The sequence below is a fragment of the Rhodococcus sp. BP22 genome, from assembly GCF_014281965.1.
Lineage (GTDB): Bacteria > Actinomycetota > Actinomycetes > Mycobacteriales > Mycobacteriaceae > Rhodococcoides.
Genome location: NZ_JACFTB010000003.1, coordinates 138,607 through 152,120, shown reverse-complemented (window position 1 = coordinate 152,120; position 13,514 = coordinate 138,607). Strand labels below are relative to the sequence as shown.

16 protein-coding genes are annotated in these 13,514 nt (G+C 62.5%); 2 read left to right on the top strand and 14 right to left on the bottom strand.

All coding sequences use genetic code 11. From position 1 onward, the window contains the following. Positions 1-121: 121 nt before the first annotated feature. Positions 122-394 (bottom strand): glutaredoxin family protein, encoded by a 273-nt coding sequence (locus H2510_RS08040; protein WP_186627799.1) that lies wholly within the window; start codon positions 392-394, stop codon positions 122-124. Positions 395-727: 333 nt separating this feature from the next. Between H2510_RS08040 and H2510_RS08035 the strand changes: the two genes are divergently transcribed. Continuing rightward, complete coding sequence (locus tag H2510_RS08035; protein ID WP_084346389.1) at positions 728-1,657, top strand: HAD family phosphatase; 930 nt, start codon at positions 728-730, stop codon at positions 1,655-1,657. A gap of 19 nt (positions 1,658-1,676) precedes the next feature. On the opposite strand, the gene H2510_RS08030 is transcribed toward H2510_RS08035, so the two are convergent. The 10 genes from H2510_RS08030 to H2510_RS21200 form a co-directional block, all read right to left on the bottom strand. Further along, a complete protein-coding gene (locus H2510_RS08030) occupies positions 1,677-2,165 on the bottom strand; it encodes a GNAT family N-acetyltransferase (protein ID WP_186627798.1) in 489 nt (162 codons plus the stop codon). An 18-nt stretch (positions 2,166-2,183) separates the two neighbouring features. Further along, on the bottom strand, positions 2,184-3,278 hold the full coding sequence (locus tag H2510_RS08025; RefSeq protein WP_186627797.1) for a 1-acyl-sn-glycerol-3-phosphate acyltransferase: 1,095 nt from the start codon (positions 3,276-3,278) through the stop codon (positions 2,184-2,186). Further along, on the bottom strand, positions 3,275-4,390 hold the full coding sequence (locus H2510_RS08020) for an NAD-dependent epimerase/dehydratase family protein (protein ID WP_397517336.1): 1,116 nt from the start codon (positions 4,388-4,390) through the stop codon (positions 3,275-3,277). Before H2510_RS08020 ends, H2510_RS08025 begins: the two co-directional genes overlap by 4 nt. Before the next feature lie 196 nt (positions 4,391-4,586). Then, on the bottom strand, positions 4,587-4,688 hold the full coding sequence (locus H2510_RS08015) for a 30S ribosomal protein bS22 (protein ID WP_003402602.1): 102 nt from the start codon (positions 4,686-4,688) through the stop codon (positions 4,587-4,589). A 232-nt stretch (positions 4,689-4,920) separates the two neighbouring features. Next, on the bottom strand, positions 4,921-5,157 hold the full coding sequence (locus H2510_RS08010) for a helix-turn-helix domain-containing protein (RefSeq protein WP_136171125.1): 237 nt from the start codon (positions 5,155-5,157) through the stop codon (positions 4,921-4,923). A gap of 127 nt (positions 5,158-5,284) precedes the next feature. Continuing rightward, positions 5,285-6,100: a pyrroline-5-carboxylate reductase gene (gene proC / locus H2510_RS08005; RefSeq protein ID WP_186627795.1), complete on the bottom strand. Its 816-nt coding sequence runs from the start codon at positions 6,098-6,100 to the stop codon at positions 5,285-5,287. A gap of 31 nt (positions 6,101-6,131) precedes the next feature. Then, a complete protein-coding gene (locus H2510_RS08000) occupies positions 6,132-6,968 on the bottom strand; it encodes a thioesterase family protein (protein WP_186627794.1) in 837 nt (278 codons plus the stop codon). Between the two features lie 150 nt (positions 6,969-7,118). Next, the gene (locus H2510_RS07995) at positions 7,119-7,964 is read right to left on the bottom strand and encodes a sugar phosphate isomerase/epimerase (RefSeq protein WP_186627793.1); all 846 of its coding nucleotides are present in this window, start codon (positions 7,962-7,964) and stop codon (positions 7,119-7,121) included. A gap of 7 nt (positions 7,965-7,971) precedes the next feature. Then, entirely contained in the window at positions 7,972-9,321 is a 1,350-nt protein-coding gene (locus H2510_RS07990) for a DUF2157 domain-containing protein (RefSeq protein ID WP_186627792.1), read from the bottom strand. Next, positions 9,318-9,740, bottom strand: a complete 423-nt coding sequence (locus H2510_RS21200) for a hypothetical protein (RefSeq protein WP_397517335.1) — start codon at positions 9,738-9,740, stop codon at positions 9,318-9,320. The genes H2510_RS07990 and H2510_RS21200 overlap by 4 nt, the downstream gene beginning before the upstream one ends. On the opposite strand from H2510_RS21200, the gene H2510_RS07980 reads away from it, so the two are divergent. Then, positions 9,741-10,574: a hypothetical protein gene (locus H2510_RS07980; RefSeq protein ID WP_261392814.1), complete on the top strand. Its 834-nt coding sequence runs from the start codon at positions 9,741-9,743 to the stop codon at positions 10,572-10,574. A gap of 60 nt (positions 10,575-10,634) precedes the next feature. On the opposite strand, the gene H2510_RS07975 is transcribed toward H2510_RS07980, so the two are convergent. The 3 genes from H2510_RS07975 to H2510_RS07965 form a co-directional block, all read right to left on the bottom strand. After that, positions 10,635-11,324 carry a response regulator transcription factor gene (locus H2510_RS07975; protein ID WP_084346208.1) on the bottom strand — a complete coding sequence of 230 codons (690 nt, stop codon included), beginning with the start codon at positions 11,322-11,324 and terminating at the stop codon, positions 10,635-10,637. Continuing rightward, positions 11,321-12,499 (bottom strand): cell wall metabolism sensor histidine kinase WalK, encoded by a 1,179-nt coding sequence (locus H2510_RS07970; RefSeq protein WP_186627790.1) that lies wholly within the window; start codon positions 12,497-12,499, stop codon positions 11,321-11,323. Before H2510_RS07970 ends, H2510_RS07975 begins: the two co-directional genes overlap by 4 nt. Positions 12,500-12,649: 150 nt before the next feature. Then, the gene (locus tag H2510_RS07965; protein ID WP_186627789.1) at positions 12,650-13,405 is read right to left on the bottom strand and encodes a phosphoglyceromutase; all 756 of its coding nucleotides are present in this window, start codon (positions 13,403-13,405) and stop codon (positions 12,650-12,652) included. Positions 13,406-13,514: the final 109 nt, after the last annotated feature.

Sequence of the window (13,514 nt, the reverse complement as noted above, 5' to 3'; positions counted from 1 at the left end):
ACGACTCTTTCGAGCATTGATATTGTTCGCACCACGGTAACCGCTTGTGAACGAATGAACAAAGTCGCTGGATCCGTGCTAGAGGGGCCCTCACCTGCAAAGCGAGAGCAATCGCACGTTCTTAGGGTGCCCTGCTGACCGTCAGATCCGCTCGCAATCGTGGCTCGTCGACCTCCCAGTAGCTGTGTTCGCGCCCGTCGAGCAGCACCACGGGAACACGGTCTCCGTACTCCGCCCGCAGGTCAGGGTCGGTAGCCGCTGCCTGGTCCACATCGACCGCCGAGGGAACGATTCCGAAATCAGCACACACTGCAGTCAACTTCTCGAACGCGACGACACAGGTGTGACAACCGGCGCGGGTGAGAAGAACCACGGAAGATTCGTTGGAGCTCATACCCATACTGTCTCACCGCCAGGTGCAGAGACGAAGCTCACAGGCAGCCCGGGGCGCCACGGGTGTGGATCGAGCCCGCGCGTACGCGCTCACCCACCGTGACACGGACTAGGGTTGTGGCAGTGCTCGAGCAGGGAGGTGCGCAAGAAGATGACCGACGGGAACCCGAAAACGCCTGACATCAGCAGCGAAGATTCCGGCGATTCACAAACGCAGGTGTCGGATTCACACGATTCGACAGCGCACGAGCCCGAGGCAGCAGACAGGGCCGAGGTAGTTCATGAGGACGCGATACTGCCGGACTTGCCGATAACGGAGGTGCCGGACGCAGTCATGGTCGACACCCGGCAGCCAGCCGCCGACAAGCGACGGAAACGTCGATTCCGCAGTCCACTCGGCCCTACCGACGCGCAGGTCCGCGCCAACGTCGCCGGAGAGGCGAGTGCCGATGCGGCACTCGCGCTCCAACTCGACAGCGATGGCTCGGTACCACTCGACCTGACCGCCGCTGCGTTCTTCGACGTCGACAACACGATGGTGCAGGGCGCGTCGATCATTCACTTCGCCCGCGGTCTGGCCTCCAGAAAGTATTTCACCAGCGGTGATCTGGCCCAGTTCGCTTGGCAGCAAGTGAAATTCAGAGTCAGCGGCAAGGAGAACAGCGACGACGTCGCCAGTGGCCGAGAAAAAGCCTTGTCTTTCATCACCGGAAGATCGACCGCCGAACTGACTCGCCTGGGCGAGGAAATTTACGACGAGATGATTGCCGACAAGATTTGGCCGGGCACCGCCGCACTTGCACAGATGCACCTGGATGCAGGTCAGCAGGTCTGGCTGGTCACCGCGACACCACTGGAGCTGGCTCAGATCATCGCCAAACGACTCGGTCTTACCGGTGCACTCGGAACCGTCGCCGAAAGCAAGGACGGAATCTTCACCGGCCTGTTGGTCGGAGATATTCTGCACGGACTCGGCAAGGCTCACGCCGTTCGTACACTCGCCGTCCGCGAGGGCTTGAACCTCAAACGGTGCACCGCCTATTCCGACAGCCACAACGACGTTCCCATGCTGTCGCTGGTCGGCACGGCCGTCGCCGTCAATCCAGACGCGGACCTGCGGGAAGTGGCCAAGAACCGAGGCTGGGAGATTCGAGATTTCCGGACGGGGCGTAAGGCCGCGAGGATCGGGGTCCCGACAGCCCTTGCCATCGGTGCCGTCGGCGGCGGGCTCGCTGCCGTGCTCGGGCGCCGTCGGGCTGCCTGACCAGCTCTACTTCAAGACGTCACAGGCTTAGTTGCATCAGCGTCAGGTCGAGCCACCGGTCGAATTTGACCCCCACTTCGGGGAGCTGTCCGACGGTGACGAAGCCGAATTTGTCATGCAACGCGATCGAGGTGGTGTTGCCACTTTCGATACCCGCGATCATGGCGTGGATTCCGGCGGTCCGGGCGCGCGCTATCAACTCCGCTAGCAGGGCGCTGGCAATGCCCCGACGGTGAAAAGCTTTGTCGACGTAGACCGAGTGCTCGACTGTCAGCCGGTACCCACTTTTCGGACGCCACTGCCCGTACGACGCGTACCCCGCGATGAAACCGTCGACGACGGCCGTCAGGACGGGAAATCCGGCCCTGAGACGGCCGTCGAACCAGGTGATTCTTTCGTCGAGCCCTACTTCGGTCTCGTCCCAGATCGCCGTCGTGGTGGCGATGGCGTCGTTGTGAATGGCGAGTATCGAAGGCAGGTCTTCGGTGATGGTGTCACGGATCAGCACCGCGAGGACTTTACAGAGCTACCCGAGGAAGACGTTGCGACGCTTGGCGAGAAGTCGATAGAGCGTGTGCTGGATCGTTTCGCGAACGTGGTCGGTCAACTCGAAGAGCACCATCGGATCGTCCGAAGCTTGGGCTTCGTACGAGTCGGTGTAGATCGGCTTACCGAACTCGATGTACCACTTCGACGGCAGCGGGATGAGACCGAGTGGGCCGAAGTGCGGAAAGAGTGGCGTGACCGGAAAGTACGGCATCCCCATCAGCCGAGCGAGGGTGGTGAGGTCGCCGATTTTCGGGTAGATCTCTTCCGATCCCACGATCGAGCAAGGGATGATCGGCGCTCCCGTACGCAAGGCGGCCGATACGAAACCGCCGCGGCCGAACCGTTGCAGTTTGTAGCGCTCGCTGAACGGCTTGCCGATTCCCTTGAAGCCCTCGGGGAAGACCGCCGCTACTTCCCCCATGCGTAGCAGTCGCTCGGCATCGGGGTTGCAGGCGAGCGTGTGTCCCGCTTTGCGTGCGATCGATCCGACCCCGGGCATCTCGAATGCCATGTCGGCTGCCAACATTCGCAGCGGTCGGTGCGCGGGATGGTGATCACGCACGGCGACGGAGGTCATCAACGCATCGATCGGGATGACGCCGGCGTGATTGGCGACAACGAGTGCACCGCCGTCGTTCGGGATGTTCTCGATGCCCTTGACCTCGACGCGGAACCATTTGTCGAACAATGGCCGCAGCAGCGGAAGCCATACGGCATCGGCGAAGTGGGGGTCGTACCCGAATTCGTCGATCTGATAGTCCCCGGCGAGCCGACGTCGCAGGAACTCGGCGGTTCCGGCAATCTGGTCGACCAGTTTTTCTCTGATCGCGTCGATGGGCACGGACACCGGAACTGTCGTCACCGGCGGTGCGGCTGTCACCGGCGGTGTGGCTGTCACCGGCGGTGTGGCGAGGGTCGGCGTGATGAGTGGTGTGGGCGGCCGGACCTCGGTGTACGAGGACGGGTGGCGGCTGCGACTTCGTTCTACCCGGCTTTGGTCTGTGTTTCTCGCGGACGCCGTTCTACCGGACCCACCGCCGTGCAGCGGAATTACCTTCGCCACGTCGCTCACCTCCTTCGTCCCGGACTCGCGACGGTCAGTACCTTCGTCGACACTGCTGCACCTGCATCGACAATCGACAACAACTGTTTCTCTGCGGCATCGACCCACTCGGTTTTGAGGACCGGGCGCAGTGCTGCACCGCGAACGAAGTCGTCGAAAGCCTGCACGGTTGTCCACCGCGGTTCGAAACCAAGATCGGATCTCATACGGGTCGTGTCGAGCCCGCAGCCGAAATGGAAATAGTCGAGTTGTTCGGTGGTGAACTCGCGCATCATGCCACCCATCAGTGCTCGACCTACACTCTTGAACAACGCGAACGGCACGGGCGCTTCGATGCGACCCGCCCGCCGGATGGCCTGAGAGAACATGATCGTACCGTCGGCTCCGACGTTGAACGTGCCTGCCGGTCCGCCGATCGTGGCCCTCTCGAGTGCGGCCAGGGCGTCTTCTTCGTGCAGCAATTGCATGCGTGCATCGCGGCCGAGAATGCTCGGGATGATCGGTGACGTCATGTACCGCGAGATGGTCCCGTTGAGCCGTGGTCCGATCAGCGGCGCCATCCTCAAAATCGACACAGCGACGTCAGGACGGCGACGGCCGAGCCCGCGAACGTAGCCCTCGATGTCGATGGTGTCCCGAGCGTAGGCGCCCTGCGGCGGACGTCGGGCACTCATCTCCTCGGTGAAATTGACCGGGTCCTTGGCACTGCACCCATAAACAGACGACGAAGACCGCAGGACGACCTTGCGCACGGTCGGTGAGTTCTGGCAGACGGCGAAGAGTTGCATCGCCCCGATGACGTTGAGATCCTTCATGGTTGCTCGACCGCCGGAACTGGGCGGTTTGGCAATGGTGGCGGCGTGGACGACGGTGTCCACTCCCGCGCTGCGGACGACCTTGCCGATGAGCGGATTGCGGATGTCGGCGCGCACGAACTCGGCGCGGCCCATCTTGCGCAGCAGGTCTTTGCTCGGTGAGAGCGTATCGACAGCGATGACTCGTTCGATCGATGGATTCTGCGCGAGCCGAGTGACGAGGTACCCCCCGAGAAAACGGCTTACACCGGTCACGAGGACCACTTTCGGCGCCGCGACGCCTCGATCGTTCGAGTTCACACACACCCCCAGAATTCGTGCCGCAACAAGCAGCCTACTGGAATCCAGCGAAGATGTGAGAGTACGAGAAATGGCACCCTGTGCAGGAAGAATGCAGATCCGGACAAGAGTGCCTTTCAGGACTCCCGACGTCGAAAACTGGGTGCCTCATCAAACAAAAAAGACCCGACACCATAAGGTGACGGGCCTCTTTCGAGGAACTCTATTTACCGAGTTTCCTGCGCTGAACTCGGGTACGACGAAGCAACTTGCGGTGCTTCTTCTTCGACATGCGCTTGCGACGCTTCTTGATCACTGAACCCATGGCGGGTGTTCCTCACGTTCTTGTCTACGTTTTCGCGCACGCGAAGTTGCGTACGCCTACCTGGCATCCTCGAACCCCTTACGGAGTTGTCGATCCCCAAGCTGGCGCTCGGGCGCTGCAGAAGCCAGAGCCCGATGCAACAACAGCGACTGGCACGACGAGTGTAGATCTTACCGGTGCAGACATTCATCTGCGAAACCGGCCCGACTTCACCCGAGAGCGCGAGCGCTACTCAGCCCGCATCGAAGTACGAGGTCTCGAGGTAATCGTGCACAGCTTTCGCGTGCACACGAAACGATCGACCCACCCGTACCGCAGGCAACTCTCCGCCGTGTACCAGTCGGTACACAGTCATTTTGGACACCCTCATCAGTGACGCCACTTCGGCGACTGTGAGGAACTGCGTTCCAGCAAAAGCTGGTTGGCCATCCAGGGACGAACCCTTGGAAGGCTTGCTTATAGGCGTCATTGATCCACTTACCTCCGGCACGTCTCGCGCGGCAGGCTTCCCCTCCTGCCGAACAGACACGCACGTGCTATTGATGAGCTTAGCGGGACCAATGGGGTTACTGCGACGGGTGTGGGCAATCGAATCCCTATTCAGCTGTGATGCCCATCTCAGTGGATCTGCGCTTCGCGGCCCCCAAAGCGTCGAAAAACGCTGCTCGGAGGCCATTTGTTTCCAATTCACGCACCGCTGCGGCCGTCGTACCGCCAGGAGAAGTTACCGCGTAACGAAGCTCCGTTGCGGACTCTTCGGACCGATCGAGCATCGCCGCGGACCCCACCATCGTCTGAACGACGAGAGAAGTCGACACATCCCGGGCCAATCCGAGGCCGACACCCGCGTCGATCATCGCCTCGGCGACGAGGAAGAAGTACGCCGGCCCGGACCCCGAAACAGCCGTGACGGCGTCGAGCTGAGACTCTTTCACCGTCACCACCTTGCCGACCGAGGACAGAACGGTCCGTACGAGTGCGAGGTGCTCGGCCTTCGCGTGTCGCCCCGGGGCCAACACGCTCATGCCTTCGCCCACGAGCATCGGCGTATTCGGCATCACCCGGACGACCGGGAAGCCTGCTGGAAGCTTGGACTCGAACTTCGAAGTCGGCACCCCGGCGGCGAGTGAGACGATCAGTTGTTCGCGTTCTCCGTCCAAGTCGACCTTGGCGACCTCGGTGAGCACGGCATCCACATCGCCAGGCTTGACCGCCAGCACGATGACGTCGGCGTTCTCCGATGCCTCCCCGATCGACGCCGTCAGGATCCCGAACGCAGAGGCCAACTCGCGGGCTCGGGCCTCGAACTTCTCCGCTACCACCAGGTCGCGGACAGGGTGCCCTGATTCGAGCAGGCCCGCGATCAGCGCCTCACCGATGCGGCCGCCGCCGATTACAGCAATTCTCGTCATGGCCGCAACTCTAGAGGCGACCTCTCCGTGCCTAGCGCGGGACCATCGCCAGCTGCCTGCTCTGCACGACCACGGCTCCGGTCGAGTCCAACACCAGATGATCTTCTTCGAACCACGTAGCGCCGATCACGGTGCTGCTCGCAGCTACCCGCAGCCAGCCGGGAGCGGGTCGACGACGAAGGTAGGACGTCAACTGCACGGTCGGAGCCCAGCCGAACAGTCCGCGGTTCATCGTCACCGGTGCACAGATGTCACCGGTCATGTGTGCGAACAGAACTGCGGTGTCGGCATCGGCTTCGTCGCCCGGACGGGGCCGGACCCACATACGAATCTCTGATTCGCCCTGTTTACCGGTAAGAAAGTGCGCCGATGTCGGGTCGATTCGCATGTCGCACCCCTGCGCCAGGTGCACTACCGACGCCATCGGATGTTCTCCGCCGACCGCGTCGGCATCTGCAGGGGGTTCGATCGGCATCGACGCGAGCGCCGAGGGCACTTCGTGTCGCGGCGAGTCGGTATCCGGGCGCCCCAGAGTGACGACAGCCCGCACCGCCACCCGGCCGGCCTGAGACATCTCGACGTCGACGCTCGACACTTGCTTGCCACGCTTGCGGACGATCGTCGTCAGATCGACTCGGCCGGGGTCGGGCGCATTCAGGTAGCTGACGCTGACGGCGAGAGGTTGCGCCTCCGTGTCGTCGAGCTGAGCCTTCGCTGCCGCCGCACAGGTGGCAAGCATCGTGCCACCGTGCACCTTTGGGCCGATGGTCCAGACGGAGTCGATCACTGCTGCGAAGGAACCCTCGACGTCGGTACGCGCGAGGGTCGTCAGTGCAGTAGCCGAACGAAAGGGGCTGGGTTCGGTCATCGGTCGAGCCTTTCGTGGGGGTGGAGTCATGGGTGGGTGAAAATCGTTTGTGCGCGGATTCCACCGGCGTCATCGCCAGGTCGGTCTCGGCGATCCCCCCCCCCCCCACCGTGGGAGTCCGAAAATGAGCGCGCTGTCGAGGGAGCCGAACTACCCGAGATACCGCCGTGCGAATGCCAAGGCCTGCCCGAGCATCGACGCCCGTTCGGGCAGCGTGCGCGCGTTCTGCGTATTGATCTCGATGACGGCCTGCCCGCGAAAACCGCGACGAACCAACTCTGTGCACACCTCGGCGCACGGTTGTTCGCCGTGCCCGGGAATGAGATGCTCGTCGACCGACGCGCCCCTACCGTCGGCCAGATGAAGATGCGCCAGGCCCGCACCCATGCGATCCATCATCTCGAACGCATCGGTCCCGGCAGTTGCCGTATGTGACAGATCCAGCGTGTAGTGCGCGTGCCCGGAATCGGTCGGGTCGTAGGACGGCGCGAACGCCGATAGTGCAGCACCCGGGCCGCCACGCTTGCGAAGTCTCGCCGCAGATCCTTCCTTGCGCCCGAACAACCGGTCCGCCCGCATCGGGAACATGTTCTCGACGGCGACCACGACGTCCGAACCCATCTCGAGGTCCGCCACCTGATCGGCAAATCCGTCCGCGTACTTCCGCTGCCACCGAAACGGCGGATGCACGACAACTGTCGAGGCACCCAATTTCTCTGCGGCCTGCACCGAACGTTCCAGCTTTGCGGCCGGGTCGGCGCCCCAGACTCGTTGAGAAATCAGCAAGCAAGGGGCATGGATGGCTTGCACCGGAATCGAATACTTGCGAGAGAGCGACGCAACGGCATCGACTTCCTGGCTCACCGATTCGGCCCACACCATCAGCTCGATGCCGTCGTAGCCGAGCTCTGCCGCATAGCGAAACGCCGCTTCGGTGTTCTGCGGATACACCGAAGCTGTGGACAATCCGACTGCTACCAAGCCTTTCGGCGCCACCGTCGAGTCAGCCCGTACTCAATTGGAAAGCCAGCGGTCCCAACGTCACGAACACCCCGACCGCAATGGCTATCACCATGCTGAGCAAATCGTCGGTTCGACGCAGAATTCGCACCACAGCTACCAACCCGACGATGACGATGACTGCCAACATCAGGGCAACCCACGGCAGCATGTCCCAGAGCTTCTCGAAGCCCTTGAACAAGAGTGCGCCCACCACGATTGCGACGGCGCCCTGTCCTGCGAGTGCGAGCCATTGCTTGGCAGCGTTCTTCTTGTCGGCTCGTTCCTTCGAGGCGTCCGCGGCCTCCGTCGCGAGATCGTCCTCGGCGACTACCTGGTCTTTCTCATCCTTCTTGTCGACCGGCTCGACCTTCTTGTCGACCGGCTCGACCTTCTTGTCGACCGGCTCGACCTTCTTGTCGACCGGTCCGACCTTGACGGCATCGGTCACCTCGGTCACAGCGTCGTCGGGCTTCGATGCTGCGCGACGCTCGAACGCTCTTCCGAGCTTCGGCTTCGTATCCGGTGTCGGTGCTGCAGCGAGCGACGCCGCTGTCTTCTTTTCGGCTTCCGGTGACTTCTTTTCGACTGCCTTCTTTTCAGCTGCCACGACCGGGTTCAGTGGCGTCCTGGGCCGGACCGGATCGGAGAGTTGCGGTCGCGACTGCGCTGGCATCGCGGCTGTGCTGGGCTGATCTGCCGCAAGTGGCCGAGCCTGCGACGGCTTGTCGACCACGTCGGTCTTCGGAACAGCATCTGCTTCGGTGCGTGAGAACCGACTACGTTGCACGAAGCCTGACGTGCGGGAACTGCGCTCGACCGGTTTCGCTTCCTGGTTCGGCTTCCCCACTGTTTCCTGACGCGACACTGTTTCCTGACGCGACACTGTTTCCTGACGCGACACTGTTTCCTGACGCGACACTGTTTCCTGACGCGACACTGTTTCCTGACGCGAACGGACCGGCACCGGTCGCTGCGTGGCTGCCGACCCGTAAGGCCGACGCTCGTTCTCGTCGTGAGCCTGATTCAGTAGATCGGCTGCAGCTGTCGTCGATCCCGACAACAATTCCGGCTCCTGCTGCCTGCGAGTCGTTTGCTGGAACTGAGGCTTGGGCGTCGGCTGCGGTGGCGGCGCGGCGGCACGCGGCGGTTCGACGACCGGTGCTTCGGCAGAGGCCGGCTCGTCGCGCACGACGGGGATTTCCCCGGTCAACTCGGCGACGGAGATACCGCCCTTGACGCCTCGACGGCGGCGTCCGCCCGAATTGAGGTTCGACTTCTGACCGTTCCGCGCGAGTAGCTCGGCAACGGAGATCTGCCCGGTGTCCTCCGGGTTCGCGTTGTTGTTCGTCATTTCGAACTCACTACCGGATCGCCGGTCGTTTCGGTGTCCAGCTTCCGCACAATCAAACCTTCCCTCAGCGCCCTCGGACGGATTTCGATCGGGTCGATCGACAGTGCTCGCATGCTCGCCTCCGCTACCAAAGCTCCTGACACCGACTGTGGTGACCGATCTACACCGACGCATCCCCATCCTGCACGGTCCGCGCCCGGCCTTCGGACCAACGATCGAAACGTCCTCGACGTTCCCACCGTACGGTCCGCCTCGCCCGCAGCCGGTAAATCCGTCGGCAGTTCCGATTCGAGCTCACCCCGCAGAACGTCGAAGCGTTCGTTCGCGGGAAGTTCAGGGTCGGGGAGGCCACCGACAATCTCATCCATCACCGATGGATGTGTGGTGTTGCTTCCGACGTCGAGCACCCCTAATCGCACATGACCACGGTACTGGGTCTACCGTCCTCTCTTGTGACACCAGGTAGTGGGCAGCAGACTTTTGCTGCAGAAGTTGATCTGGATTTTCCTCGCGAATGGGTGGAATTTCCCGATCCCGACAACGCCGAGCACATCATTGCGGCCGATCTGACATGGCTTCTGTCCAACTGGACGTGTGTATTCGGCACTCCGGCCTGCCAGGGCACGGTTGCCGGTCGCCCCGACGACGGTTGTTGCTCACACGGAGCCTTCCTGTCCGATGACGACGACAAGCGCAAGCTCGACGAGTCGGTGAAGCTACTCACGCCGGAAGACTGGCAACTGATGGACAAGGGGCTCGGAAAGAAGGGTTACGTCGAACTCGACGACCTCGACGACGAGCAATCCCTGCGCACACGTCGGTACAAAGGTGCGTGCATCTTCCAGAACCGCCCCGGATTCGCCGGGGGCATCGGCTGCGCGCTGCACTCGATGGCCCTACGCAAAGGCATCGAGCCGCTCGAGGTCAAGCCCGACGTGTGCTGGCAACTGCCTATCCGCCGCACGCAGGATTGGATCACCCGGCCCGACGGCACCGAGATCCTCAAGACGACCATCGGCGAATACGACCGTCGCGGATGGGGCGAGGGCGGTCACGACCTTTCCTGGTACTGCTCCGGCTCTCCTGACGCGCACGTCGGAGAGAAGCAGGTTTTCGAGTCGTACAAGCCCGAACTGACCGAGATGCTCGGAAAGCCCGCGTACGAAGAGTTGGCGTCGCTGTGCAAGCGTCGTCGCGGATTGGGCCTCATCGCGGTTCACCCGGCAACCCGCGAGGCGCAGCGGACCAAGTAGTCATAGGCGGGTGGAAATGCTTCGTCGACAAGCACTTCCACTCGCCTACGACACGATCGTCTAGCCCTCTAGCTTGTAACCCAACCCGCGCACGGTGACGAGGCGTTCAGGTTTGGCCGGATCCTGCTCGATCTTCGATCGCAGCCGCTTCACATGCACATCAAGGGTTTTGGTGTCGCCGACGTAGTCCGCACCCCACACCCGATCGATCAACTGACCGCGGGTGAGTACCCGCCCGGAGTTCCGCAGCAAATATTCGAGCAGGTCGAATTCCTTGAGCGGCAACGTGATCTGCTCGGTGTTCACCAGCACGACGTGCCGTTCGACGTCCATGCGAACCGGCCCCGCTTCCAGCACACCGGTGTCGACGATGCCATCGAGCTCGGCATCGTTGCCACGACGCAATACCGCACGGATACGTGCGATCAACTCTCTGGCGGAGTAAGGCTTGGTGACGTAGTCGTCCGCGCCGAGTTCGAGCCCGACCACCTTGTCGATCTCACTGTCACGCGCCGTCACCATGATGACGGGAACACCTGAGCGCGAACGCAGTTGCTTGCAGACGTCCGTTCCGCTCATGCCGGGAAGCATCAGGTCGAGGAGCACGATGTCCGCGCCTGCCCGATCGAATTCTGCGAGCGCCGAAGGGCCGTCTACAGCGACGGTGACCTCGAAACCCTCCTTCCGGAGGATGAAGGCCAAAGGTTCGGCCAACGATTCCTCGTCCTCGACGATAAGCACGTTGGTCACTGTGTCTCTCTTTCTGTCGACGCAGGGTCGTCTTCTTCGAAGTACGCCGGGATCTGCAGGGTGAAGGTGGATCCGGTGCCGAGCTTGCTCCACAACGAAAGACTGCCGTTGTGGTTCGCTGCGACGTGTTTGGCGATCGCCAGACCGAGGCCGGTGCCGCCGGTGGCTCTCGAACGCGCTTTGTCGACACGGAAGAATCGCTCGAAGACCCGCTCCTGGTCTTCCTTGGCGATGCCGATTCCCCGATCCGTAACCGCGAACGCAACATTCGAGCCACGAAGACCTCGACTCACCGAGACCGGTGAACCATCGGGCGAGTATGCGATCGCGTTCTGAATCAGGTTGGCGAGGGCCGTCACGAGTAGCGCCTGGTCCCCCAGCACCTCGAGGCCGCTCGGGTGGTCCGTGGTGACACTGATTCCGGCGTTCTCCGATGCGAGCTTCGACCGATCGAGGGCTTCGTTGACGACGGTATCGACATCCACGACGTCGAGGTCGGGGAGCCTCTCGGCGCCCTGCAGGCGAGAGAGTGCGATCAGCTCGCTCACCATGCTGCCCAGCCTCTTGGATTCGGCAACGACCTTACCGCCGAAATGCCGGACCGAGTCGGGGTCGTCTGCGGATTCGAGTAATGCTTCGGCCAGCAGGCTCATCGCACCGACGGGTGTCTTCAATTCGTGACTGACGTTGGCGACGAAGTCCCGACGCGTCGCTTCCATCCGGGCCTGCTCGGAGTCGTCGTCGGCGAACAGGACAACGAAACGTTGGTCCTCTTTGCTCAGCAGCCGAGCCACGCACCGCACCGCCATCCGGTCCCGGCTCGTCGTCGTCGTCCTGGCTTCCTTCGAACTGATGTCGACCTCGACGGGATTCCCGTCACCGAGGACCTTCTGTGCGGCTTCCCATGCACGACCGTCGATGAGTCGATTCCGCACCAGGCCGAGCTCCTCCGCCCTCGGATTCGACAGGACGACGTCGTGGAACCTGTCGACGACGGCGATGCCGCTCTCGGACGCGAGAATGATCAGGTCCAGCACCTGCGGCATCGTCAATCCCGATGCCGCACGTGTCCGCGCCGAATGCCGAGTCGCGAGGTACGGGATCAGAACACCGCCGACGAGGTACCCAACGAAGGCCGCAGCGATAGCCAGCAGCACAGCCGATGCAACACTCACACCGGAATCGTACGTTCGATGTGGAGGTTGCAAACACGGGGCGCAGGCATTCCCCTGGTGGCCACCGCCCTCGGCGACAGTGTTCTCCGACCGTTCATCTCGAGTTCGGGGAATCGGACACGAACGGAGCCAACCGAACTACCGAAGCGTCTACTTTCCGCCCTGATTGGCGACAGCTGCTGCTCCCGCTGCCGCTGCTTCGGGGTCCAGGTATGTTCCGCCCGGGTTGCTCGGAACCAGCTTGCCCTCGCCGGCTTCGAAGTCGTAGCGCAGCGGAATGCCGGTAGGAATGTTCAGTGCCGCGATATCGGCGTCGGAAATCTCGTCGAGATACTTCACCAGCGCCCGCAGCGAGTTGCCGTGCGCGGCGACCAGAACGTTCTTGCCCGCCTCGAGCTCGGCAACGATCGTGTCCTCGAAGTACGGGATGAGCCGGTCGACGACGTCCTTCAGGCATTCGGTCAGCGGCACGGTCGGCAGGTCGGCGTAACGCGGGTCCGCGTCCTGGCTGTATTTGCTGCCTGCTTCGATCGCGGGCGGCGGCGTGTCGTAGCTACGACGCCACAGCATGAACTGCTCGTCGCCGTACTTGTCCTTGGTCTCCGCCTTGTTCAATCCCTGAAGCGCACCGTAGTGACGCTCGTTGAGGCGCCAGTCACGAATGACGGGGATCCAATGCCGGTCCGCTGCGTCGAGCGCGAGGTTCGCCGTGCTGATCGCTCGACGCAGTAGGGAGGTGTACAGCACGTCGGGCAGCAGGTTCGCGTCGACAAGGAGCTCGCCGGCACGCTTGCCCTCGGCCTCTCCCTTGTCCGTCAAGCGGACGTCGACCCACCCGGTGAACTGGTTGGAGAAGTTCCATTCACTCTCGCCGTGGCGGAGCAGAATCAAGGTTCCGATACTCATGGGGTCAGTTTCTCATGAACCGCGCAACAGTTGGCGCGGGTGGACCGGACACCCTTTTTACCGACCTGCGCGCCACATTCAGGTCCGAGCAGGTGTGCGGGGTTTGCAA